Source organism: Streptomyces sp. NPDC053426 (assembly GCF_055585405.1).
In genome coordinates, this window is sequence record NZ_JBVJKE010000002.1 from 229,334 (window position 1) to 252,691 (window position 23,358).

At 71.3% G+C, this 23,358-nt stretch carries 23 protein-coding genes and 1 riboswitch; of the genes, 11 read left to right on the forward strand and 12 right to left on the reverse strand.

Annotation, left to right across the window (positions count from 1 at the left end):
• Positions 1 to 144: 144 nt before the first annotated feature.
• The 5 genes from ACZ62B_RS04870 to ACZ62B_RS04890 all read left to right on the forward strand — a co-directional run bounded on the left by ACZ62B_RS04870 (position 145) and on the right by ACZ62B_RS04890 (position 6,281).
• Positions 145 to 411, forward strand: coding sequence for a DUF3311 domain-containing protein (locus ACZ62B_RS04870; protein WP_344568999.1), 267 nt, complete (start codon positions 145 to 147; stop codon positions 409 to 411).
• Positions 408 to 2,018 carry a monocarboxylate uptake permease MctP gene (mctP, locus tag ACZ62B_RS04875; RefSeq protein ID WP_344569001.1) on the forward strand — a complete coding sequence of 537 codons (1,611 nt, stop codon included), beginning with the start codon at positions 408 to 410 and terminating at the stop codon, positions 2,016 to 2,018. Before ACZ62B_RS04870 ends, mctP begins: the two co-directional genes overlap by 4 nt.
• Positions 2,019 to 2,094: 76 nt before the next feature.
• On the forward strand, positions 2,095 to 2,601 hold the full coding sequence (locus tag ACZ62B_RS04880; protein WP_468719329.1) for a GNAT family N-acetyltransferase: 507 nt from the start codon (positions 2,095 to 2,097) through the stop codon (positions 2,599 to 2,601).
• 12 nt (positions 2,602 to 2,613) lie between these two features.
• Positions 2,614 to 2,784: riboswitch (cobalamin riboswitch) on the forward strand.
• A gap of 123 nt (positions 2,785 to 2,907) precedes the next feature.
• Positions 2,908 to 5,268: a ribonucleoside-diphosphate reductase subunit alpha gene (locus ACZ62B_RS04885; RefSeq protein WP_344569005.1), complete on the forward strand. Its 2,361-nt coding sequence runs from the start codon at positions 2,908 to 2,910 to the stop codon at positions 5,266 to 5,268.
• Positions 5,268 to 6,281 carry a ribonucleotide-diphosphate reductase subunit beta gene (locus ACZ62B_RS04890; RefSeq protein ID WP_344569009.1) on the forward strand — a complete coding sequence of 338 codons (1,014 nt, stop codon included), beginning with the start codon at positions 5,268 to 5,270 and terminating at the stop codon, positions 6,279 to 6,281. The genes ACZ62B_RS04885 and ACZ62B_RS04890 overlap by 1 nt, the downstream gene beginning before the upstream one ends.
• 30 nt (positions 6,282 to 6,311) lie before the next feature.
• On the opposite strand, the gene ACZ62B_RS04895 is transcribed toward ACZ62B_RS04890, so the two are convergent.
• On the reverse strand, positions 6,312 to 6,551 hold the full coding sequence (locus tag ACZ62B_RS04895) for a hypothetical protein (protein ID WP_344569011.1): 240 nt from the start codon (positions 6,549 to 6,551) through the stop codon (positions 6,312 to 6,314).
• A 93-nt stretch (positions 6,552 to 6,644) separates the two neighbouring features.
• Between ACZ62B_RS04895 and ACZ62B_RS04900 the strand changes: the two genes are divergently transcribed.
• On the forward strand, positions 6,645 to 7,607 hold the full coding sequence (locus tag ACZ62B_RS04900) for a GlxA family transcriptional regulator (RefSeq protein ID WP_469689299.1): 963 nt from the start codon (positions 6,645 to 6,647) through the stop codon (positions 7,605 to 7,607).
• 25 nt (positions 7,608 to 7,632) lie between these two features.
• Here the strand turns inward: ACZ62B_RS04900 and ACZ62B_RS04905 are convergent, their stop codons facing one another.
• The 10 genes from ACZ62B_RS04905 to ACZ62B_RS04950 form a co-directional block, all read right to left on the reverse strand.
• Positions 7,633 to 9,003 (reverse strand): bifunctional albaflavenone monooxygenase/terpene synthase, encoded by a 1,371-nt coding sequence (locus tag ACZ62B_RS04905; protein WP_344569014.1) that lies wholly within the window; start codon positions 9,001 to 9,003, stop codon positions 7,633 to 7,635.
• On the reverse strand, positions 9,000 to 10,085 hold the full coding sequence (gene cyc1 / locus ACZ62B_RS04910) for an epi-isozizaene synthase (protein ID WP_344569015.1): 1,086 nt from the start codon (positions 10,083 to 10,085) through the stop codon (positions 9,000 to 9,002). Before cyc1 ends, ACZ62B_RS04905 begins: the two co-directional genes overlap by 4 nt.
• A 219-nt stretch (positions 10,086 to 10,304) precedes the next feature.
• Complete coding sequence (gene def / locus ACZ62B_RS04915; RefSeq protein WP_344569017.1) at positions 10,305 to 10,955, reverse strand: peptide deformylase; 651 nt, start codon at positions 10,953 to 10,955, stop codon at positions 10,305 to 10,307.
• Positions 10,956 to 11,106: 151 nt separating this feature from the next.
• Complete coding sequence (locus ACZ62B_RS04920) at positions 11,107 to 12,087, reverse strand: tetratricopeptide repeat protein (protein WP_344569019.1); 981 nt, start codon at positions 12,085 to 12,087, stop codon at positions 11,107 to 11,109.
• A gap of 102 nt (positions 12,088 to 12,189) precedes the next feature.
• A complete protein-coding gene (locus ACZ62B_RS04925; protein ID WP_468719331.1) occupies positions 12,190 to 13,491 on the reverse strand; it encodes an HD-GYP domain-containing protein in 1,302 nt (433 codons plus the stop codon).
• Positions 13,488 to 14,966, reverse strand: a complete 1,479-nt coding sequence (locus tag ACZ62B_RS04930) for an HD-GYP domain-containing protein (protein WP_468880081.1) — start codon at positions 14,964 to 14,966, stop codon at positions 13,488 to 13,490. The genes ACZ62B_RS04925 and ACZ62B_RS04930 overlap by 4 nt, the downstream gene beginning before the upstream one ends.
• Before the next feature lie 156 nt (positions 14,967 to 15,122).
• A complete protein-coding gene (rsrA, locus tag ACZ62B_RS04935) occupies positions 15,123 to 15,434 on the reverse strand; it encodes a mycothiol system anti-sigma-R factor (RefSeq protein WP_344569025.1) in 312 nt (103 codons plus the stop codon).
• On the reverse strand, positions 15,431 to 16,117 hold the full coding sequence (gene sigR / locus ACZ62B_RS04940) for an RNA polymerase sigma factor SigR (protein WP_037937802.1): 687 nt from the start codon (positions 16,115 to 16,117) through the stop codon (positions 15,431 to 15,433). Before sigR ends, rsrA begins: the two co-directional genes overlap by 4 nt.
• A 312-nt stretch (positions 16,118 to 16,429) precedes the next feature.
• Complete coding sequence (locus tag ACZ62B_RS04945) at positions 16,430 to 17,107, reverse strand: alpha/beta hydrolase family protein (protein ID WP_468880086.1); 678 nt, start codon at positions 17,105 to 17,107, stop codon at positions 16,430 to 16,432.
• Between the two features lies 1 nt (position 17,108).
• On the reverse strand, positions 17,109 to 17,924 hold the full coding sequence (locus tag ACZ62B_RS04950; RefSeq protein WP_344569029.1) for an SOS response-associated peptidase: 816 nt from the start codon (positions 17,922 to 17,924) through the stop codon (positions 17,109 to 17,111).
• Between the two features lie 60 nt (positions 17,925 to 17,984).
• Here ACZ62B_RS04950 and ACZ62B_RS04955 point away from each other — a divergent pair, with 60 nt between their 5' ends.
• From ACZ62B_RS04955 to ACZ62B_RS04970, 4 genes are all read left to right on the forward strand, one after another.
• The gene (locus tag ACZ62B_RS04955) at positions 17,985 to 18,707 is read left to right on the forward strand and encodes a M50 family metallopeptidase (protein WP_344569031.1); all 723 of its coding nucleotides are present in this window, start codon (positions 17,985 to 17,987) and stop codon (positions 18,705 to 18,707) included.
• A 185-nt stretch (positions 18,708 to 18,892) separates the two neighbouring features.
• Entirely contained in the window at positions 18,893 to 20,209 is a 1,317-nt protein-coding gene (gene aroA / locus ACZ62B_RS04960) for a 3-phosphoshikimate 1-carboxyvinyltransferase (RefSeq protein WP_468719334.1), read from the forward strand.
• 9 nt (positions 20,210 to 20,218) lie between these two features.
• Positions 20,219 to 21,229, forward strand: coding sequence for a ribosome small subunit-dependent GTPase A (rsgA, locus tag ACZ62B_RS04965; protein WP_344569034.1), 1,011 nt, complete (start codon positions 20,219 to 20,221; stop codon positions 21,227 to 21,229).
• A 119-nt stretch (positions 21,230 to 21,348) separates the two neighbouring features.
• Positions 21,349 to 21,672, forward strand: coding sequence for a DMT family transporter (locus ACZ62B_RS04970; RefSeq protein ID WP_048455705.1), 324 nt, complete (start codon positions 21,349 to 21,351; stop codon positions 21,670 to 21,672).
• A 7-nt stretch (positions 21,673 to 21,679) separates the two neighbouring features.
• Here the strand turns inward: ACZ62B_RS04970 and ACZ62B_RS04975 are convergent, their stop codons facing one another.
• A complete protein-coding gene (locus ACZ62B_RS04975; protein ID WP_344569036.1) occupies positions 21,680 to 22,291 on the reverse strand; it encodes a TetR/AcrR family transcriptional regulator in 612 nt (203 codons plus the stop codon).
• 128 nt (positions 22,292 to 22,419) lie between these two features.
• On the opposite strand from ACZ62B_RS04975, the gene hisN reads away from it, so the two are divergent.
• A complete protein-coding gene (hisN, locus tag ACZ62B_RS04980; RefSeq protein WP_468719335.1) occupies positions 22,420 to 23,220 on the forward strand; it encodes a histidinol-phosphatase in 801 nt (266 codons plus the stop codon).
• The last annotated feature ends 138 nt before the right edge of the window (positions 23,221 to 23,358 follow it).

The window sequence follows — 23,358 nt, forward strand, 5'->3', positions numbered from 1 at the left end:
TGACAAGGTTTTCGTTGCTGTTGCCTCTCGGTTGAGCGGCGCCTGGGTACCGCTATGCGGACGAGGGGTTACGACCGCGCCGCGCCCTGACCTACATTTCCGCGCATTGACGCCGGTGATCAGTGAGGGGACGGGAACCGTCTGATGTCACAAGCCCCAGAAACCAGCGGAGGGCCGGTGGTGACGCCCATGCGCGTCGTCATCGCCCTCTGTCTCGTCGCACCGTTCGTGGCCATGCTGTGGGTCGGGTCCTACGCGAAGACCGACCCGCTGTTCATCGGCATCCCGTTCTTCTACTGGTACCAGATGCTGTGGGTGCTGGTCTCCACCGCCCTGACGATGATCGCGTACAAGCTCTGGCAGCGTGACCAGCGCGCCCGCTCGGCCGCGAAGGGCGGTGCGTCGCGGTGAACGACGGCGTGAACGGCGTGGCACTCGCCGTCTTCATCTTCTTCTTCCTGCTGGTCACGGCGATGGGCTTCATGGCCGCGCGCTGGCGCAAGGCCGAGAACGAGCACAGCCTCGACGAGTGGGGTCTGGGCGGCCGGTCCTTCGGGACCTGGGTCACCTGGTTCCTGCTCGGCGGCGACCTGTACACCGCGTACACGTTCGTGGCCGTACCGGCGGCGATCTACGCGGCGGGCGCGGCCGGCTTCTTCGCGGTGCCGTACACGATCCTGGTGTACCCGCTGATCTTCACCTTCCTGCCCCGGCTGTGGTCGGTGTCGCACAAGCACGGCTACGTCACGACGTCCGACTTCGTGCGCGGCCGGTTCGGCTCGAAGGGGCTGTCGCTGGCCGTCGCGGTCACCGGCATCCTGGCGACGATGCCGTACATCGCGCTCCAGCTGGTCGGCATCCAGGCCGTGCTGGACGTGATGGGCGTCGGCGGCGGCGAGGACACCAACTGGTTCATCAAGGACCTGCCGCTGCTGATCGCCTTCGGTGTGCTGGCGGCGTACACGTACTCGTCGGGTCTGCGGGCCCCCGCGCTGATCGCGTTCGTCAAGGACACGCTGATCTACATCGTGATCGCGGTGGCGATCATCTACATCCCGATCAAGCTGGGCGGCTTCGACGAGATCTTCGCCTCGGCGAACGACAAGTTCACCGAAGCGGGCGCGGGCGGCCTGGTACCGGGCGGGACGAGCCAGTGGACCTACGCCACGCTGGCACTGGGCTCGGCGCTCGCGCTGTTCATGTACCCGCACTCGATCACCGCGACGCTGTCCTCGCGCAGCCGTGAGGTGATCCGCCGCAACACCACGATCCTGCCGCTGTACTCCCTGATGCTGGGCCTGCTGGCGCTGCTCGGCTTCATGGCGATCGCGGCCGGGGTCAAGGTCAGCAACGGCCAGCTGGCGATCCCGCAGCTGTTCGAGAACATGTTCCCGGACTGGTTCGCGGGCGTGGCCTTCGCGGCGATCGGCATCGGCGCGCTGGTGCCGGCGGCGATCATGTCGATCGCGGCGGCGAACCTCTTCACCCGCAACATCTACAAGGACTTCATCAAGCCGGACGCCACCCCGGCGCAGGAGACCAAGGTCTCCAAGCTGGTGTCCCTGCTGGTGAAGGTGGGCGCGCTGGCCTTCGTCCTGACCATGGACAAGACGGTCGCGATCAACTTCCAGCTCCTCGGCGGCATCTGGATCCTGCAGACCTTCCCGGCGCTGGTGGGCGGCCTGTTCACCCGCTGGTTCCACCGCTGGGCGCTGATCGGCGGCTGGGCGGTCGGCATGATCTACGGCACGGCCGCCGCGTACGGGGTGGCCTCGCCGACGCAGAAGCACTTCGGCGGGTCGTCGAAGGAGATCCCGGGCATCGGCGAGATCGGCTACATCGGCCTCACCGCGTTCGTGCTCAACGTCCTGGTCACGGTCGTCCTGACCTTCGTCATGAGGGCCGTCAAGGCGCCCGAGGGCGTCGACGAGACCAAGCCGCAGGACTACACGGCGGACGCGGGCGACCCCGGTGTCCAGGTGGAGCTTCCGCCGGCCACGGCGGGCAGCGCGCACTGACGCCTGTGACGTGGGGCGACGGGCCGTCGGAGAAATCCGGCGGCCCGTCGTCGTACCCGTCCGGCACACTCCCCTCATGGACATCGTCATCCGGCCGGTGGAACCCGGCGAGCACGAGGAACTCGGCGAGATCACCGCGCAGGCCTATCTGCTGGACGGGCTGCTCGACTTCGGGGAGGGCGACGCGTACCTCGGCGAGCTGCGGAACGTGGGGAAGCGGGCAGCCGCCGCCGAGGTGCTGGTCGCCGTGGAGAACGGGACGGTGCTGGGCGGGGTGACCTTCGTACCGGGCCCCGGGCCGATGGCCGACATGGCGGGGCCGGGCGAGGCGGAGATCCGGATGCTCGCGGTCGCCCGCGCGGGCCGGGGCCGGGGCGCCGGGGAGGCCCTGGTGCGCGCCTGCGTCGACCGGGCGCGGGCCACCGAGGGCTGCGTACGGATCCTGCTGTCGACCCAGCGCACCATGCACTCCGCCCACCGCATCTACGAGCGGCTGGGTTTCACCCGCAGTCCGGAGCGCGACTGGAATCCCCTGCCGGAGCTGGACGACATCACTCTGCTCACCTATGAGTTGACGCTCTGACACCTCCGCGGCACAACATATGGGGTTGTCGGCGGCACCTGGCACAAGATGTATGCTCATGCTCGCTGTCGCCGCAGGGGAATCCGGTGTGAATCCGGAACTGTCCCGCAACGGTGTACCCATGCCCGCGTGCGCGTGTGCGTGGGCGTCAGTCCGAGGACCTGCCGACAGTGCGCCCGGCCGTCCGGTCCGGGTGCGTGGACGTCCGGGCCTCGCGGAATAGGCCGGTGGACGCGACGCCGCGTGCGCTCGTGTACTGCCCCCTGCGCTCTTCGAGGCCCCGTGCCGAGCGAGGGAGAGCCCCACGTGACCATCGCGCCAGCCGATCCGGCCTCAGCGATCGACGTACCCGAGGAGAGCGGCGGCCCCGGTGCCGCGCTGCTGCGGACGCTGACCGAGCTGACCGCCGACCTGCCCGACGCCGACCCCGGCCGGGTCGCCGCCGCCGCGCTGCGCGGCCGGTCCGCCTCCGCCGACGAGGCGGAGTTGCGGGAACTGGCCACCGAGGCGGCGGCCGGGCTCATCTCCGAGGACCCCGCCTACTCCCGGCTCGCCGCCCGGCTGCTGACCGTCTCCATCCGCGCCGAGGCCGCCTCGCAGGGCGTCACCTCGTTCACCGGGTCCGTCGCGACCGGGCACCGCGAAGGTCTGATCGCCGACCGGACCGCCGCGTTCGTCCGGCTGCACGCCGCCCGCCTGGACGCGCTGATCGACACCGGGGCCGACGACCGCTTCGGCTACTTCGGCCTGCGCACCCTGCACAGCCGCTACCTGCTGCGGCACCCGGTCACCCGGAAGGTCGTCGAGACGCCCCAGCACTTCCTGCTGCGGGTCGCCGCCGGTCTCGCCGAGGACGACAGCGCCCGTTCCGTGGACGAGGTCGCCGCGCTGTACGGGCTGATGAGCCGGCTGGACTACCTGCCCTCCTCCCCCACGCTGTTCAACTCCGGCACGCGCCACCCGCAGATGTCGTCCTGCTACCTCCTCGACTCCCCCAAGGACGAGCTGGACTCCATCTACGACCGCTACCACCAGGTCGCCCGCCTCTCGAAGCACGCCGGCGGCATCGGTCTGTCCTACTCCCGCATCCGCGCCCGGGGTTCGCTGATCCGCGGCACCAACGGGCACTCCAACGGCATCGTCCCGTTCCTGAAGACACTGGACGCCTCCGTCGCCGCCGTGAACCAGGGCGGCCGGCGCAAGGGCGCGGCGGCGGTCTACCTGGAGACCTGGCACTCCGACATCGAGGAGTTCCTGGAGCTGCGCGACAACACCGGCGAGGACGCCCGCCGCACGCACAACCTGAACCTCGCGCACTGGGTGCCGGACGAGTTCATGCGCCGGGTGGACGCCGACGCGCCCTGGTCGCTGTTCTCCCCGGCGGACGTGCCCGGACTGGTCGACCTGTGGGGCGAGGAGTTCGACGCGGCGTACCGGGCCGCCGAGGCGAAGGGCCTGGCGAGGAAGACCCTCCCGGCCCGCGAGCTGTACGGCCGCATGATGCGCACCCTCGCGCAGACCGGCAACGGCTGGATGACCTTCAAGGACGCCGCCAACCGCACGGCGAACCAGACCGCCGAACCGGGCCACGTCATCCACTCCTCGAACCTCTGCACGGAGATCCTGGAGGTCACCGACGACGGGGAGACGGCGGTCTGCAACCTGGGATCGGTCAACCTCGGCGCCTTCGTGGACCGGGGGGAGATCGACTGGGAGCGCCTCGACGAGACGGTGCGCACCGCCGTGACGTTCCTCGACCGGGTCGTCGACATCAACTTCTATCCGACCGAGCAGGCGGGCCGCTCCAACGCCAAGTGGCGCCCCGTCGGTCTCGGCGCGATGGGCCTCCAGGACGTCTTCTTCAAGCTGCGGCTGCCCTTCGACTCCCCGGAGGCGAAGGCACTGTCCACGAGGATCGCCGAGCGGATCATGCTCGCCGCCTACGAGACCTCCGCCGGCCTCGCCGAGCGCGGCGGCCCGTTCCCGGCGTGGGAGAAGACCCGTACCGCCCGGGGCGTGCTGCACCCCGACCACTACGACGCCGAGCTCTCCTGGCCGGAGCGGTGGGCGGCGCTGCGGACGCGGATCGCGGCCACCGGGATGCGCAACTCGCTGCTCCTGGCGATCGCGCCCACCGCCACCATCGCGTCGATCGCGGGCGTGTACGAGTGCATCGAGCCGCAGGTGTCCAACCTGTTCAAGCGCGAGACGCTGTCCGGGGAGTTCCTCCAGGTCAACTCGTACCTGGTGGACGACCTGAAGCGGATGGGCGTGTGGGACGCGCGGACCCGTGAGGCGCTGCGCGAAGCCAACGGCTCGGTGCAGGACTTCGCGTGGATCCCCGAGGACGTGCGGCGGCTGTACCGCACGGCCTGGGAGATCCCGCAGCGCGGTCTGATCGACATGGCCGCCGCCCGCACCCCGTTCCTGGACCAGGCGCAGTCGCTCAACCTGTTCCTGGAGACACCGACCATCGGCAAGCTCTCCTCGATGTACGCCTACGCCTGGAAGCAGGGCCTGAAGACCACGTACTACCTGCGCTCCCGCCCGGCGACCCGGATCGCCCGCGCGGCAGCCCGCACCACCGCCCCCGTCCCGCAGGCGGCCGACCCCGAGGCCGTCGCCTGCTCCCTGGAAAACCCCGAGTCCTGCGAGGCCTGCCAGTAATGACCAGCACAACGAAGAACCTGCTCGACCCGGGCTTCGAGCTGACTCTCCGCCCCATGCGCTACCCGGACTTCTACGAGCGCTACCGGGACGCCATCAAGAACACCTGGCACGTGGAGGAGGTCGACCTCCACTCGGACGTCGCCGACCTGGCGAAGCTCAGCCCGGAGGAACAGCACCTGATCGGCCGGCTGGTCGCGTTCTTCGCGACGGGCGACTCGATCGTGGCGAACAACCTGGTGCTGACGCTCTACAAGCACATCAACTCCCCGGAGGCGCGGCTGTACCTGTCGCGGCAGCTCTTCGAGGAGGCGGTGCACGTCCAGTTCTATCTGACGCTCCTGGACACCTACCTGCCCGACCCGGACGACCGGGCGGCGGCCTTCGCGGCCGTGGAGAACATCCCGTCCATCCGGGAGAAGGCGGAGTTCTGCTTCAAGTGGATGGACTCGGTGGAGCAGATCGACCGGCTGGAGACGCGGGCCGACCGCCGCCGCTTCCTGCTGAACCTCATCTGCTTCGCCGCGTGCATCGAGGGCCTGTTCTTCTACGGGGCCTTCGCCTACGTCTACTGGTTCCGCGGCCGGGGTCTGCTGCACGGGCTGGCGACCGGCACCAACTGGGTGTTCCGGGACGAGACGATGCACATGTCCTTCGCCTTCGACGTGGTCGACACCGTACGCAAGGAGGAGCCGGAGCTGTTCGACGAGCGGCTCGGGCAGCAGGTCACCGACATGCTGCGCGAGGCGGTCGAGGCGGAGCTGCAGTTCGCGCGGGACCTGTGCGGGGACGGGCTGCCGGGCATGAACACCGAGTCGATGCGGCAGTACCTGGAGTGCGTCGCCGACCAGCGGCTGGTCCGGCTGGGCTTCGCGCCGGTGTACGGCTCGGAGAACCCGTTCTCCTTCATGGAGCTCCAGGGCGTCCAGGAGCTGACGAACTTCTTCGAGCGGCGGCCGTCCGCGTACCAGGTCGCCGTGGAGGGCACGGTCGACCTGGACGAGGACTTCTAGACAGCCGTGCGCCCGGGTGCCGCCTCGCCGTCACGCCGCTCGTGCGGTGCGGTGCGGGGCGGCGCCCGTCGCCGGGCGTGAGGCAGCCGGGCGTGAGGCAGCCGGCTCCTCGCGGCTCCCGGCGGCGGCGCGGGCGGCCTCGGCCCGCTCGATCTGCCGGTCGGTCCGCCGCTCGCGCGCGATGCCGATCAGCGCGGGCAGGGTCATGAAGACGAACAGGCCGAGGACGGCCACCATCGAGGTCAGTGCTTGTATCCACGTCGTATCCATGGACACCACTGTCGCGCCCGATGCTCCTTACCGGCAGTGGCAGGACTGCCGTACACCCTCGATTTACTGCCAAGGGCGCGGCACACTGGAGCCATGCTCCAGAACGTGGCCGCCGTCCTCCTCGACGGCGTGAACCCCTTCGAACTCGGTGTCGTCTGCGAGATCTTCGGCGTCGACCGCAGCGACGACGGCCTGCCGGTCTACGACTTCGCCGTCGCCTCGGCCGACGGTCCGGCGGTGCGCACCAACACGGGCTTCTCCCTCCAGGTCGAGCACGGTCTGGAGCGTCTGGAGACGGCGGACCTCATCGCCGTGCCCGCCGGTTCCTCCTATGTGTCCCGGGAGTTCCCGCCCGAGCTGCTGGACGCCCTGCGCAGAGGGGTGGACCGGGGCGCGCGGGTGCTCAGCGTCTGCTCCGGGGTGTTCGTGCTCGCCGCCGCCGGACTCCTCGACGGCCGGCGTGCCGCCGCCCACTGGAAGCACGCGGAGGCGCTGACCGGGAAGTATCCCCATCTGACGGTCGAGCCGGATGTGCTCTACGTGGACGAGGACCCGGTGATCACCTCCGCGGGCACCGCCGCCGGCATCGACGCCTGTCTGCACCTGGTGCGCAAGGAGCAGGGGCCGGAGGTCGCCAACAAGATCGCCCGGCGCATGGTGGTGCCCCCGCACCGCGACGGCGGGCAGGCCCAGTACATCGAGCGCCCGCTGCCGCGGTCCGGGGGCGACACCGTCTCCGAAGTCCTGGTGTGGATGGAGCGGCATCTCGACGAGGAGACCACCGTCGAGCAGCTCGCCGCCCGCGCCCACATGTCGCCGCGCACCTTCGCCCGCCGCTTCCAGCAGGAGACCGGCACCACGCCCTACCGCTGGATCCTGCGCCAGCGGGTGCTGCTGGCGCAGCATCTGCTGGAGGCGACGGACGAGACGGTGGACGCCGTCGCGGGCCGTACCGGCTTCGGCAACGCGGCGGCGCTGCGCCACCACTTCGTCCGCGCCGTCGGTACGACGCCCCAGGCCTACCGGCGCGCGTTCAGGGGCCCTCAGGCCGCCTGAACGCGCGCCGCGCGGCCGGCGGGGGTCAGCGGGACACCGCCCGCAGCATCAGGCGGCGCGGCCGGAGCGTGATGCCGATCCGGGGCCTGCCGTCGGAGCCGGGCGCGTGGTCGAAGCGGTAGGCGGAGGCGACCACCGCGGTGATGAGCGTGAGCTCGGCCATCGAGAAGTGGTCGCTGGGGCACTTGCGGTTGCCCACGCTGAACGGACTCATCGCGTACTTGGGCACGTCCCCCGCCCGCCCGGGGAGCCAGCGGTCGGGGTCGAACTCCTCGTGCCGCTCGTACGACCGCCGGTCGCGCTGGATCGCGTACGGGCTGTAGATGAGGTCCGCGCCCTCGGGAATGCGGTATCCGCCGAGTTCCGTGTCGGTCACCGCGCGGCGTGTCAATATCCATACGGCCGGATACAGCCGCAGGGTCTCGGTGACGACATTCGCGGTGTACGTCAGCTTCCGGACGTCCTCGAATGCGACCGGGCGGTCACCCACGACGGATTTCACCTCGTCGCGGATCTTGTCGCCGAGTTCCGGGTGCTCGGTGAGAACCAGGAGGAGCGACATGATCGTGGATCCGACGGTTTCGCTGCCGGCGGTGATTATGGCGAGGACCTGGTCGTGGATCTCCTGCTCTCCTATGGGCTCGCCATTCTCGTCCTCCGCCTCCAGCAAAGCCGTCAGCAAATCGTTCGGTTTTTGACCGCCTGCCCGTCGGTCGGCGACGATCTCGTCGACCAGGACATGCAAATCGGCCAGCGCGCGGTTGAATTCCCGGTTGGCCGGAAGCGGCACCTTGTAGAGCGGTCCGAGCGGTACCACCATGCGCTGGTACATCCCGCCGAACAGCGTGGTGAGGTCGGCGCAGATGCGCTCCGCCCGGGCGTCCATGTAACTGCCGCGCATCAGGCAGCGCGCGGCGACCCGGACGGCCACGCGGAAGGACTCCGTCGTGACGTCCAGCGTCTCGCCGCGGCTCCAGCGCTCCACGAGCGCGTACGCCTCCTCCGCCATGACCGGCCCGTAGGCGGGGATGGCGTCGAGCCTGAACGCGGGCTGGATGGTGCGGCGCTGACGCCGGTGCAGCGGGCCGTTGGAGGTGGCGACGCCCTCCTTGCCCAGCAGGTCCTCCAGGGACTCCCAGAGCGGTCCGGCGATGATGTAGTCGGGGCTCAGCGCCACCGCCCCGGTGAGGGCGGGGGTGGTGACGGCGTACACCGTCTTCGGTCCGAGCTTGAGGCGCACGACGTCGCCGTGGTCGCGCAGCCGGGACATGAAGGACAGCGGATCGCGCGCCAGTTTCCAGCCGTGGCCCAGGACGGGGACGCCTCCGCCGGCCACGGGAGGCTCGCGCAGTCCGGTCTCCCCGTCCGTTCGGGGGTTCACCGACTCGACGGTCATGACTCACCTGCCGTTTCGTTGTCGACGTACGGGGGTGTGGACCGGTCGTCCCAGCTCTCGACCCGGTACCGGCCGGACTCGTGGTGGAACCAGTAGACGGAGCTGAACCAGTTCCGCATATTGCCGACGCAGGCGCGTACGGCGGCACTCGTTTCCTTTCCTCCCACCGTGCCGTCGTCGAGGGTGTCCGCGAAATGCAGGGCGTCCCGTTCGGCGTCCTGGAATTCGCTGATGCATTCCTCGACGCGGCGCCTCACTTCCGTGATCGCCTCTTCGAGGGTGAGTCCCTCGTGGGCGATGAGGCTGATGCCGAGATTGTGCACCTCGTTGCCCGCTATTTCCTTCGGCAGGGAACAGAGGTCGTTGTACCAGGCGGCGAATTCCTGACTGAGCAGTGCCGCCTTCCGGTAGGCGGGGTGTTTCCGTATCCCGTCCGGCAGTTCACTGCCCGCGCTCGGCTCCAGGAGATCCGTCCAGATCCAGTGCGCGAAGGTGAGCCGACGCAGTTCCAGGTATTCCTCGACGGTGGGGACGATCCCCTCCGTGCGGTTGTGGAACTCCCGGTCGTACGCCTCGATCACCTCGTGGAAGTGCCGGGCGAACCGGTCGTTCCAGCCGCCCGACAGGAACGCGTACAGCCGCTCCACGCTGTCCGCGAGCCCCGCCACCACGGGGTCCTCGTGGTCCAGGTGGTCGCCGGGGCTGTCGAGGGCCCTGTGCAGCCGGTCCTTCAGCCTCAGCCAGGCGGCGGGGCGGCCGTGCACGATGTCGCGGTCGTGCCGGTCGTCCCAGACGAAGAACCACGCGCTGTAGTCCGCTATCGCCTGCAGGACGTCGTCGGGGGCGCCTGTGTAGTAGCCCGCCATGAGATCGGTGTAGCACAGGCCATCGGCATATTCCGCCACCTTGTCCGCCGGCATGAGCCGCTTTTCGAGCAGCCACGCCCTGGTCGCCTGTTGAAGTCGGGGCCAATACGGGTGGAGTTGCCGGGGAAACGCCGCCTCGATCACCGGAAGAGACAGCGCCGGTGGAACTGCGATGGTGGTCGGTGTCGATGTGGTGCCGTGTGACAAAGCATGCACGAACAATCCCCTCTCTGCCGCCAGTCGGCGTGCGCCCGCCCCCGAGCCGGGCGCACGCCGTGCGTATCCCCGCACCTCCATTCAGCACCACAACTGACCGTTCTGGGAACGGATTTGCTTATTTCACTGCTACGAAGACCGCGCAGACGAACGGCGTCCGATCGAAAAGGTGCTCGATCGGACGCCGTTCGTGAGGAGAGGGAGAGGCCCGAGGGCCGGTCAGTCGTTGGCCACCACGGGGTAACGCGGCTCGTTCTCGGCCATCTGCCGCAGCGCGTCCTTGCGTTCACGCTTGGACAGCCGGTCGATGTAGAGGTAGCCGTAGAGGTGGTCGGTCTCGTGCTGCAAACACCGTGCGAAGTAGCCGGTGCCACGTACCCGGACGGGGTTGCCCTTCTCGTCCTGGCCGGTCACTTCGGCGTAGTCGGGGCGGGCCAGCGGCATGTACGCCGTGGGCACCGACAGGCAGCCCTCGTTGCTGTCGTCCAGCCGGCGCCGCTCGGCGGGCAGTTCGACCAGCTCGGGGTTGCAGATCACGCCGACGTGCCGCACGCCCTCGTCGTCCGGGCAGTCGTAGACGAAGACCTTCTTGTCCACGCCGATCTGGTTGGCGGCCAGGCCCACGCCCTCGGCGGTGCGCTGGCTGGCGAACATGTCGGCGACCAGCTGCTGGAACTCGTCGCCGAAGTCCGTGACGTCCTCGCACTCCTGGTGCAGCACCGGGTTGCCGACCACGGTGATCGGGCGCGAGGTACCGCGCTCCCGCCACGCCGTCTCGCGCTCCTCGCAGTCCTCCGTGTCGATGACGTACCCCTCGCCGTCGACGGGGAGCACGCCCGCGTGCTGCTGATCGGTGTCCTGCTGAGCCATGACCGACGTACGCCTTCCTCAGTGAAACCCAGGTTGATGCTCGATACAGGGTACGGGGAAACGCGCCCCGAAAGGGGCGGGGCTGTATCGATGTGCGGCTCCGCCGCGTGGACGCGATCAACCCCCACGAACCCGCGGTCGGCGAACAGCCTCAGCACACCTCTTCGAGATCCCGCCAGTCACGAGAGTCCGGACTGTCCGCGACCCACCCGTCCAGCAACCCCCGAACCAAGGAAGCCGGCGCTGCAACGCCGCACTCCCGCTCCGGCACCCACAACTGCCCGTCCGTACGGTGCCCCAGCGGCCCCGGATGCCCCGGCTCGCTGTGATCGTGCGGATCCAGATGCTCGCCCTCCCCCTCGTCCGACGGCATCCGCGACTCCGAGCACATCCGGCACAGCAGCCGTACGGAGGACGACCAGTCCTCGGCCGCGAACCCGGCGTCGGAGGCCAGCTGCTCCAGCGCGTCCCGGTCGGCCTCGGTCGCGGCCTCCAGCAGCACCACCCAGGTCGGCACCGGCGAGGGCGCCCACAACTCGATCTCGTCGAACACCGGGTAGGTGTGCCCGGCGGCGGTGCTCCGCTCCCCGTGCGGCACGCCGTCGTGCAGGACGACCTCGCCCCAGCGGCGCCCGGAGGACGGCAGCGGAATGGACAGCACCTCGATCCGGGCGGGGTCCAGGCGCCGGCCCCACACCACCTCCGCCTCCCCCTCCGGGGACAGCCGTACGGCAGCGCTGCCCAGCTCCATGCCGAGGGGCTCGCCGGAGTCGGTGGCCGGGCCGGGCACCTTGAGCCCGTAGGCCTGCCAGGCCCGCCGGGCCAGCGGCCAGTCCTGCAGGGCGGTGGCGGCGATGCCGACGTTCCACCAGTCGGGAGCTCCCGTGGCGCGGTCGAGCAGCGCCACGGCCCGCAGACCGGCCGACCGCGCCTGCTCCCAGTCGTGCCGGAACTTGTGCAGCAGCGCGAGGTTGAACCAGGACTCCGACAACCAGGGCTCCAGATCGGCGGCGCGGGTCAGCAGCGCGCCCGCGTCCTCGTACCGGCCGTCGCCGATGAGCGTGAACGCACGGTCCGTGGCCTGCCGCCAGGAGGCGGAGGGCCGGTGCCGTCCCTTGCCGAAGATCCTCACGATTCCCGCCTGCCAGTTCCGTCGGTGGGCTGGCCGTACCTGTCCTCGCCCCCGGACACCCTCTCCTTCGCATCCAACCACGTACGGCCGCGAGGGCGCTCATTACCCATGGGTTACCCAGCCTCGGCCGGGGTCAGACAGTCCCGTTCGTGGTCCTCGCCACGCCCGGCCCTGGTGTTCACGCGTCCCCTCCGTGTTCCGTGACAGCACCCGGGCCAGTGCTTCGACCACCTCCGGCGCGTACTCCCCGGCGGTTCCCAGGCGCAGTTCCTCCAGTGCGGTCAGCGGCCCGCCGGGCCCTCCTTCCCTGGACTTCTCCTCGTACGCGTTGACCACCCGGACGATACGTGCGGCGAGCGGCTGTTCCCGGTGCGGGTCGGCCTGGCGTTCGACGATCGCGGCCACGCGCGGGTCCACCCCGGTCTGGCGCACCACGGCGCCGCCGAGCAGCGCGATCCGCCGCTGTTCGGTGACCGGCAGGACGGCGGTGGCGCCGTCGGGGACCGGGTCGACGAGGCTGAGCTGACCGATGTCGTGCATCAGGGCGGCGTACTCCAGCACGGTCAGTTCGGGTTCGGTCAGCCCGAGGTCCCGGCCCACCGCCCGGCTGAGCGCGGCGACCCGGCGGGCGTGCCCGGCCGGGGTGTATCCGGCGATCTCGGTGGCCCGCGCGAGGGAGGCGATGGTCTGCCGGTAGGTGGCGCGCACGGCGGCGTACCGCCGGTAGGAGAGCTGTGCGAGCAGCAGGGGTACGGAGAAGACGGGCAGCGCCCACAGCCCCACGACCGCGACCCCGAGCGCCATCACCGCGCCCGTGGCGATGACGGCGGCCCCGATGCCGGGCACGGCCCGCAGTTCGTCGCGCAGCGTCGGCAGGAAGGGCCATCCGGTGCGGGAATGGGCCAGCGCGGCGGCGAGCACGGCGTCGCACAGCGCGGTGAGGGAGAGCAGGGCGAGCAGGAGCAGCGCGTGGGCGGGGCCGCCCCAGTCGTCGAAGGTGCCCCGGTTGTACAGCGGCTGGAAGCACACGGCGACGAACCCGACGGTCAGCACCCTGCGGGCCGGCGGGTCGAGGGCGGGTCCTTCACCGCGCCCGACGTGCGGCACGCTGCCGAGCAGGGACGCGGCGAGCACCACGGTGACGACCTGGGCGGCGCCGTGGTGGGTGGACCGGCCCGCGGTCTCACCGAGCAGCGCGTACGACAGTGAACCCGCGGCGGCGAGCGGCGCGGCCTCCCTGATCCGTGTCCCGTTGCGCCGGGTGAGTTCACCGAAGGCGATGAGCACCCCGAAGGCGAGGGCCGTACCGCGGTCCTCGACGCCGTTGTAGAGCGTGCCGCCCAGGGAACCGGCGGCGAGGACGGCGGCGCACAGGTGCACGACGGTGTGGAGCCGGGGCCTCATCGACGCGTCCCGGGCCGGCCGGCGGCCGGTGCGGTGGGTCCGGGCACGGCCGCGGGCCGCATGCCACCGGTGGCGGACCGCGTGCCGTCGGCGGCCGGCCGGATGTCGCCCGCGGCGGGCCCGGGGGCACCGGCGATGGGCCGGGGGGCGTCGGGGGCGGGCCGCGTGTCGCCGGGGGTGGGTCGTGTGTCGTCGGCGGTCACCGCCGGGTGCCAGCCGGCTCGGCCGATCGCCCGGACCAGCGCGGTCACCATCCGCGGGTCGAAGTGGGCGCCGGCGCACCGCCGGAGTTCCTCCAGCGCCACGGGCACGGGCCGTGCCCTGCTGTAGGAGCGGGTGGAGGTCATCGCGTCGAAGGCGTCGGCGACGGCGACCACCCGCGCGGACTCCGGGATCTGACCGCCCGCCAGCCCGTAGGGGTAGCCGGTGCCGTCCAGCCGTTCGTGGTGGTGCAGCACCGCCGCGCGGGCCTCGCCGAGGAAGGAGATCCCCCGCACCATCTCGTGCCCGTACTCGGGGTGCAGTTCGATCACCCGGCGCTCCTCGGGGGTCAGCGGGCCGTTCTTGGTGAGCAGCCGGGTGGGCACGCCGAGCTTGCCGACGTCGTGCAGGATGCCCGCGAAGCGGAGCACCTCGACGCGCTCGTCGTCCATGCCGAGTTCCCGCGCGATCATCATGGACGCCCGTCCGACGCGTTCGCTGTGCCCGCGCGTGTAGCCGTCCTTGATGTCGACGGCCTGGACGAGGGCGCGGATCGTCGCCTGGTGGGCGGCCCGCTCCCGGTGGTACTGGGCGAACGCCCACCAGGAGACGCCCATCGGCAGCAGCACCAGCAGCGCGGCCACGGGACCGTAGGGGCTGCGCCACAGCAGCGCCATCATGAGTCCGGCGAGGCCGTGCACGGTGATCGGGACCAGCGACCCGAGGAACAGCCGCCTCCCGCGCGGGAGCACACCGGGCGCCGACGCCGGGATGCCGCCGTCCAGCAGGGTGAGCACCAGGCAGAACACCAGCACCGCGACCCCGGCCGTGCCGAGCGCGGCCGGGACGTCGCAGTCCGCCACCGCGTCCCGGCCGCCGACCGCCAGATGGACCCGGCTCGCGGCCCACACGGCGAGCACCAGCCTGCCGGCCCGCCAGAGCCTGCGCGCCAGGTACGGGCGTTGTTCCACGGGGAGCGGCAGCGCCCCGAGGAGCGCGACCAGCGCCGCGGCGGGCGGTGGCAGCAGGAAGGCCCCGGCGAGCAGAACGGGGTGAAAGGTTCCGCCCGGGTGCGGGGCGGCGACCGGACGCGATCGGGCGAGGCGCTCGCAGCCCGCGTACAGCGCGGCGAGCAGGGCCACCGCCCACCAGGAGAAGCGGGCACCGCCCGGCGGGAACACCGGGACGGAGGGAACCAGCGACAGCGGGCAGAGCAGGCCCAGCACGGTGACACAGGCGACATACGCGCGGACCCGTGCCGGTAACGCCTCCATGTGCCCCTCCCCGACCGTGCCCGCCGACACCCGACCTGTCACCTGCCAGGCTCTGGAGCCTAGGACGGCGGGGGGTGCCTCCACGGGCCGATAACCCGCGGATTAGCACGTTCGAGTGACACAGGGGCCGGGGGACCGCGGAGTGTCAGGACTCCTTCAGGACTCCTGCGGCGCGGCCGGCGCGGCCGTGATGTCCTGGTCGGGGACGGCCTGGCCGGAGCGGATCAGGTCGAGCCGGCCCATGACCTTGGAGCGCAGGTCGCCCGGCACGTCGTCCTGTCCGCAGCAGCGCTTGACCAGCTTCTTCACCGCCTGCTCGAGCCCGTACTTCTCCAGGCACGGCGAGCATTCCTCGAAGTGGTGCTCGAACTTCACACAGTCGGAATCCGGCATCTCACGGTCGAGGAACTCGTAGAGATGATCGAGGATTTCGCTGCAATCCGTCTCGTGCGGCTCTCCGCAGCTCATGACCCCGAGCCTTTCGCTTCGTTCGACTCTCCGGCGCCGGCCGGGACCAGTCCGCGCTCACGCGCGTAGTCCTCCAGCATGCCGCGCAGCTGGCGGCGGCCACGGTGCAGCCGGGACATCACCGTACCGATGGGTGTCCCCATGATGTCCGCGATCTCCTTGTAGGCAAAGCCCTCTACATCGGCGAGGTACACCGCGATGCGGAACTCCTCCGGGATCGCCTGGAGCGCTTCCTTGACGTCCGAGTCGGGCAGGTGGTCCAGCGCCTGCGACTCCGCGGAGCGCAGACCCGTGGACATGTGCGACTCGGCGCGCGCGAGCTGCCAGTCCTCGATCTCCTCGGCCGCGCTGCGCTGGGGTTCGCGCTGCTTCTTGCGGTACGAGTTGATGAAGGTGTTGGTGAGGATCCGGTACAGCCACGCCTTGAGGTTGGTGCCCTCACGGAACTGGTGGAAGGACGCGTACGCCTTGGCGTACGTCTCCTGCACCAGGTCCTCCGCGTCGGCCGGGTTGCGCGTCATGCGCAGGGCGGCCGAGTACATCTGGTCGAGGAACTCGAGCGCGTCCCTCTCGAAGCGCGCGCTGCGCTCCGCGGTCGACTCCGCGCCCGTACTGCCCTGGCCCTCGGGCTGCTCCGCCTGGCCGTGTTCGGTCCCTGCGTCGGTACCGGGAACCGGACCCACCTCCTCCAGAGTTGTCGTGAGACCGAAGGCGGTCTCACCCGAATCGGAGGATAGACGACGATCCGGTCCACCCGCCGCCCGAATAGGGGCGGTCTTGGCCGCGTGCAGCACCGTCCAGTCCAGGTCGGGGCGGCTGCTGCTGCGGCTCGAATCAGACTCTGCCGGGCGCAGCCCGTCCACGGGGCGGTGGCGGGAGACGGGCGGGCAGAAGGTCGAACCCATGCGGCGGACTTCCTCTCCTACGACGGTGATGCCGTTGACCGGCATGTACGTCCGTCCCAACAGCGGGAGCCGTTCGGGCATTCCCGGGCCTCACCCGAGTGTGCCGGTCCACCGCACGACCGCGTCCGTGACCATCGCCACGGCCTCCTCCTGCGTGAGGTCCGCCCGCTTGGGCACGGCGAAGCCGTGATCGCCGTGGGGTACCTCGACCAGTTCGAACGTCCCCTCGGGGAACTCCCCGGGCCTGCCGAACGGGTCGTTGCCGCCCTGGACGACGAGGGTGGGCACCCCCGCGCCGAGCAGTTCGCCGGCGCGGGACTTCTCGGGCCTGCCCGGCGGATGCAGGGGGAAGCTCAGGGCGAGTACGGCGTGGGCGCCGAGCTCCGTGGCGGTCCGGCAGGCGACGCGGGCGCCGGCGCTGCGCCCGCCCGAGACCACCGGCAGGCCCGGCTTCGCCAGCGCGGGCCAGATGCCGCGCCAGCCGGTGTCGAGGGTCTTCGGCGCGGGGGCCACCTTCTTGCCGGCCACCCGCCAGGGCTGCTCGACCAGGGCGACGGTCACGCCGTGCGCGGGCAGCCCGGCGGCGAGCGCCTTCAGGTCCCGGGCCTCGATGCCGCCGCCGGCGCCGTGGCTCACCGCGAGGACGAGGCGGGCCCGGCGCCGGGCGGGGTGCCAGGTGATGCGGGCGGTGCCGGCGTCCGTCTCGACGGTCTCGGTCGTGCCGGTCGTGTCTGCCGCGTCGGTCGTGTCTGCCGTGTCGGGGGTCACGTCAGAAGAGTGTGCCCTCTTCCGGCGCGGCCAGCTCCTCCAGCAGCTCCGGTCCGTTGTTGCGGACGTTGCTGACGGCCGTGGGGACCGGGTAGGCGCGCATCAGGCCGGAGGGCGGCGGGGCGAGCAGCTCGCGCAGTTCGCCGGCGTCGGTGCGGGCGGGGTCGAGCCAGGCGTCCCAGCGGTCCGGTGTGAGCATCAGCGGCATCCGCGGGTGGATCTCGGCGAGGGTGTGCGGACCGTCCGCCGGTGACACGGCGAGCGGGCTGCTCTCCGCCTCCGTGGTGATGACGGAGCACGTCACCCACCAGGCCCGGGGGTGGTCGTCCGGCAGCGTCTTGTCCCGCCAGAACTCGTACAGCCCGGCCATGGCGAACACCGAGCCGTCGGCCGGCGTCACGAAGTAGGGCTGTTTGCGGGGCCGCTTCTTCTTCCCCTCGACCTCCAGGTCCCGCTCCTGCTTGCCGGTGACCCACTCGTAGTAGCCGTCGGCGGGCAGGATGCAGCGCCGGGAGGAGAAGGCCCGGCGGTAGGACGGCTTCTCGTGGACGGTCTCCGCGCGGGCGTTGATCATCCGGGCGGCGCCCTCGGGCGTCTTGGACCAGGAGGGCACCAGGCCCCACTTCAGTTTCCGGAGCTGCCGAACCGGGCGCGGATCCGCCGCGTCCTTCAGAGCACGGTCGAGGACGGCGTAGACCTCCTTGGTCGGCGCCACGTTGTAGTCGGGCTCCAGAGCCTCCTCCGGCTCCCACTTGTCGATTTCAAAGATTCCCGCGAGATCCTCGGGCCTGCGACTCGCTGCATACCGTCCGCACATACATGCAACACTGCCAGACTCCGTACGCGCAGAGGGAACAATCGGAAGCAGATGGAAAGCATGGTCAGTACCGCGTCCGCCTCACTCGCCTCCCTCTGGGACGAGGTCTCCGGCACCCAGCCCGATCCGGATGTGTGGGTGGTCGTCGCCGCGCTGGTCGCCGCGGCCGCCGTCGTCGTACCGCAGGGGCTGTGGCGGCTGTCCCGGAACGCCGTCACGATCGCCCACGAGGGCGGGCACGGCCTGGTGGCGCTGCTCACCGGCCGCACGCTGACGGGGATACGTCTGCACTCGGACACCAGCGGCCTGACCGTCAGCCGCGGGAAGCCGCACGGCATCGGCATGATCCTCACGGCCGCCGCCGGCTACACCGCTCCCCCGCTGCTGGGCCTGGGCGGCGCCGCGCTGCTCGGCGCGGGCCGCGTCACGCTGCTGCTGTGGCTGGCCACGGTGCTGCTGGTGGCGATGCTGGTGATGATCCGCAACGCGTACGGCGCGCTGACCGTGGTCGTCACCGGCGGCACCTTCGTCCTGGTGTCCTGGCTCACCGGACCCCAGGTGCAGGCGGCGTTCGCGTACGCCGTGGTCTGGTTCCTGCTCCTCGGCGGAGTACGCCCGGCCTTCGAACTCCAGGCCAAGCGCTCCCACGGCGGCGCACCCGACTCGGACGCGGACCAGCTCTCCCGCCTGACCCACGTCCCGGCGGGCCTGTGGCTGTTCCTGTTCCACGCGGTGTCGCTGTGTTCCCTGCTGGGCGGCGGCAGGTGGCTCCTGGGGCTGTAAGGGCCCACGGCGGCTGTGGGATCGGGCGCGAGCAGCCGACCTCGGCCGGGCACGGGGCTGCGAGCAGCTACCCCTCAGGGGCGCGGGGCTGTATCGATATGCGGCTCCGCCACGTGGGCGCGACCAGCCCCACGCGGCCGCACTGGACAACGGCCTGCACGCCCCCTCCTTATAGAGTGGGCCCCATGGCCCGAACCCCCGCACCCACCGCCCTCTGGCCCGCCCCGCACGCGAGCGGAGCCGTCGACGCGACGGTCCACGTGCCCGGGTCCAAGTCGGTCACCAACCGTGCCCTCCTCCTCGCCGCCCTCGCCTCCGAGCCGGGCTGGCTGCGCCGCCCGCTGCGTTCCCGCGACACCCTGCTGATGGCGGGCGCCCTGCGCGCGATGGGCGTGGAGATCGAGGAGGGCGTCGGCCCGGACGGCACCGGCGAGGCCTGGCGGGTGCTCCCCACGGGCCTGCGCGGCCCGGCCACCGTCGACGTCGGCAACGCCGGCACGGTGATGCGGTTCCTGCCCCCGGTCGCCACCCTCGCCGACGGCCCCGTCCGTTTCGACGGCGACCCGCGCTCGTACGAGCGTCCCCTGAACGGCGTCATCGACGCGCTGCGCCACCTGGGCGCCCGGATCGACGACGAGGACCGCGGCGCGCTGCCGATGACCGTGCACGGCGGCGGCGCCCTGGAGGGCGGCACCGTGGAGGTCGACGCGTCCTCGTCCTCCCAGTTCGTCAGCGCCCTGCTGCTGTCCGCGCCGCGCTTCAACCAGGGCGTCGAGGTCCGTCACACCGGCTCGACGCTGCCGTCCCTGCCGCACATCCGGATGACCGTCGACATGCTCCGCGCGGTGGGTGCCCAGGTGGACACCCCCGAGTCGGGCGGCGAGCCGAACGTCTGGCGGGTCACGCCGGGCGCCCTGCTGGGCCGGGACCTGACCGTCGAGCCGGACCTGTCCAACGCCCAGCCGTTCCTGGCGGCGGCGCTGGTGACCGGCGGCAAGGTCGTGATCCCGGACTGGCCGGCCCGTACGACCCAGCCCGGTGACCGACTGCGGGAGATCTTCACCGAGATGGGCGGTTCCTGCGAGCTGACCGAGTTCGGGCTGGTGTTCACCGGCTCCGGGTCGGTCCACGGCATCGACGTGGACCTCGGCGAGGTCGGCGAGCTGACGCCCGGCATCGCGGCCGTGGCGGCGCTCGCGGACTCCCCGTCGACCCTGCGGGGCGTGGCCCACCTCCGGCTGCACGAGACGGACCGGCTGGCCGCGCTGACCAAGGAGATCAACGAACTCGGCGGCGACGTCACCGAGACCGCCGACGGCCTGCACATCCGCCCGCGCCGGCTGCACGGCGGCGTCTTCCACACCTACGAGGACCACCGCATGGCCACCGCCGGCGCGATCATCGGCCTCGCGGTCGAGGGCGTGCAGATCGAGAACGTGGCCACCACGGCGAAGACCCTGCCGGACTTCCCCGAGCTGTGGACCGGGATGCTCGGGGCGTAGGGGTTCACCATGCGCCGCTACGGCAAGCACACCGACGAGGACGACATCCGCTCCCGCCCCAACCGCAAGGGCAACCGGCCGCGCACCCACATCCGGCCCAAGCACGAGGACGCGGCCCCGGGCCTGGTCCTCACCGTCGACCGGGGCCGGCTGACCTGCCTCGTCGAGGACCGGGTCGTCCTGGCGATGAAGGCCCGTGAGCTGGGCCGCAAGGCGGCGGTGGTCGGTGACCGGGTGGCGCTCGTCGGCGACCTGTCCGGGAAGAAGGACACGCTCGCGCGGATCGTGCGGATCGAGGAGCGCGCGTCGGTACTGCGCCGTACCGCGGACGACGACGACCCCTACGAGCGGGTCGTCGTCGCCAACGCCGACCAGCTCGCCGTCGTCACCGCCCTCGCCGACCCCGAACCCCGTCCGCGGCTGATCGACCGCTGCCTGGTCGCGGCGTACGACGGCGGCCTGGAGCCGCTGCTGGTGCTGACCAAGTCGGACCTCGCGCCGCCGGACAAGCTGCTGGAGCTGTACGGCGACCTCGACATCCCGTACGTCGTGACCAGCCGCGCGGAGCTGGAGAGCGGCGAGGCGGCGGACCGGGTGCGGGAGCAGCTGGACGGCCGGATCACCGCGTTCGTGGGGCACTCCGGCGTCGGCAAGACGACACTGGTCAACGCGCTGGTGCCGGAGGAACGACGGCGTACGACCGGACACGTCAACGCGGTGACCGGGCGGGGACGGCACACGACGACGTCCGCGCTGGCGCTGCCGCTGTCGGGTGCCGAGGGCTGGGTGATCGACACGCCGGGGGTGCGGTCCTTCGGGCTCGCCCACGTCGACCCGTCCCGGGTGATCCACGCCTTCCCCGATCTGGAGCCGGGCACGGAGGGCTGTCCGCGCGCGTGCAGTCACGACGAGCCGGACTGCGCGCTGGACGCGTGGGTGGCCGAGGGGCACGCGGACCCGGCGCGGCTGTACTCGCTGCGGCGGCTGCTGGCGACGCGGGAGCGCACGGAGGGCGACTGACCTCCGCGTTGTTTGTCGTGGCCGCCGGACGGTAAGTGCATAATCGCACCGAGCCGGACCCGAACCCGTCGAACCTGACGAAGCGGTCACTGTACGTGGGGAATGCGGGAGGACGACACATGGCGTGGCTGCTGGTCATAGTGGCCGGGTTGCTCGAGACCGGCTTCGCCGTGTGCCTGAAGCTGTCGCACGGCTTCACCCGGCTGTGGCCGACCATCGCGTTCTGCGCGTTCGCGCTGGGCAGCTTCGGGCTGCTGACCCTGGCGCTGAAGAAACTGGACGTGGGGCCCGCGTACGCGGTGTGGACGGGCATCGGCGCGGCGGGGACGGCCATCTACGGGATGGTGTTCCTCGGGGACCTGGTGTCGACGCTGAAGATCGTGTCGATCACGTTCGTGATCGTCGGCGTGATCGGGCTGCAGTTGTCGGGGTCCGCGCACTGACCGCCCGCTACGGCACCACCGGCTGACGGTGCAGGGCACCGCGCACCAGATCGGCGACGCCGGTGTCGGCCGGGGGCGCGGTGACGCAGGACAGGGCGAGGCGGACCACCAGTTCGCAGGAGCGGGCCAGGTCTGCGGTGTCGGACCGGGGGACGCCGGGGCCGGCCAGGACGGCGACGGCACGGTCGCGGACGAGGGCGACGAGGTCGGCGGGTGAGGGCAGCGGGCCGTCGGCGCGGCGCTGCGCGGGCACGGCGGATCCGGACGTCACGGCCGCGAGGCCCGGGGCGGGCAGGCGTTCGCCCCAGCAGCCGGTGAGCATGGCGCGGACCAGGGTGTTCTCACGGGCGCTCGCGGTGGTCCACTCGGCGGTCGCGGTCAGCCGGTCGCGCGGGTCCGCGGGGCCGGTGAGGGCGCGGTCGACGCCGGCGAGGTAGCCGTCGGCCTCCCTGCGGACGAGGGCCCGGGCGAGGCCGTCCTTGCTGCCGAACTCGTTGTACAGCGTCTGCCGGGAGACCCCGGCCGCGGCGGCCACGTCCACCATCCGCACCGCGGACCACGGGCGACGCGCCAGTGCCGTGTAAGCGGCGTCCAGCAGAGATTCCCGCGCTGCAGGCATCTTCGCCTCCCTCGGGGCGAGCGGGCCGACCCTGCGGTTAGATTTGACGCGCCGTCGGGCACTGTCAAGGGTTCGCGGGAGCCGCCCCCGGTGGCCCCGCACCGATCTCGGCAGATACCGTTCGTTGCATGCCCGACTACCTCGACGACCTGCGTCTCGCCCATGTCCTGGCGGACGCCGCCGACGCCGCGACGATGGAACGGTTCAAGGCTCTCGACCTCAAGGTGGAGACCAAACCGGACATGACGCCGGTGAGTGAGGCGGACAAGGCCGCCGAGGAACTCATCCGCGGTCACCTCAAGCGCGCCCGCCCGAGGGACGCGGTCCTGGGCGAGGAGTACGGGGTGGAGGGCACGGGGCCCCGGCGCTGGGTGATCGACCCGATCGACGGCACCAAGAACTACGTGCGCGGGGTGCCCGTGTGGGCCACGCTGATCTCCCTGATGGAGGCCGGCGAGGGGGGCTTCCAGCCGGTCGTGGGGGTCGTCTCCGCCCCCGCCCTCGGCCGCCGCTGGTGGGCCGCGCAGGGGCACGGCGCCTTCTCCGGCCGCAGTCTGTCGTCGGCCTCCCGGCTGCACGTCTCCCGCGTCTCCCGGCTCTCCGACGCCTCCTTCGCGTACTCCTCGCTCAGCGGCTGGGAGGAGCAGGGGCGTCTGGACGGCTTCCTCGACCTGACCCGTGAGGTGTGGCGCACGCGCGCGTACGGCGACTTCTGGCCGTACATGATGGTCGCCGAGGGGTCGGTGGACCTGTGCGCCGAGCCGGAGCTGTCGCTGTGGGACATGGCGGCCACCGCGATCGTGGTCACGGAGGCGGGCGGCAGTTTCACCGGGCTCGACGGCCGCCCCGGACCGCACAGCGGCAACGCGGCCGCGTCGAACGGGCTGCTGCACGACGAGTTGCTGGGGTACCTCAACCAGCGTTACTGAGCGGCACGGGGCGAGCGTGCGCGCCCCCGGTCGGCCGCACGCGCCCTCTTGTTGACCCCCGCTTTGCCTGCCACTCTGAGAGTTCCCCCACTTGTGAACTTGTGAAATCGCGAACGAACGGGCTCCTACGCCCGTGAC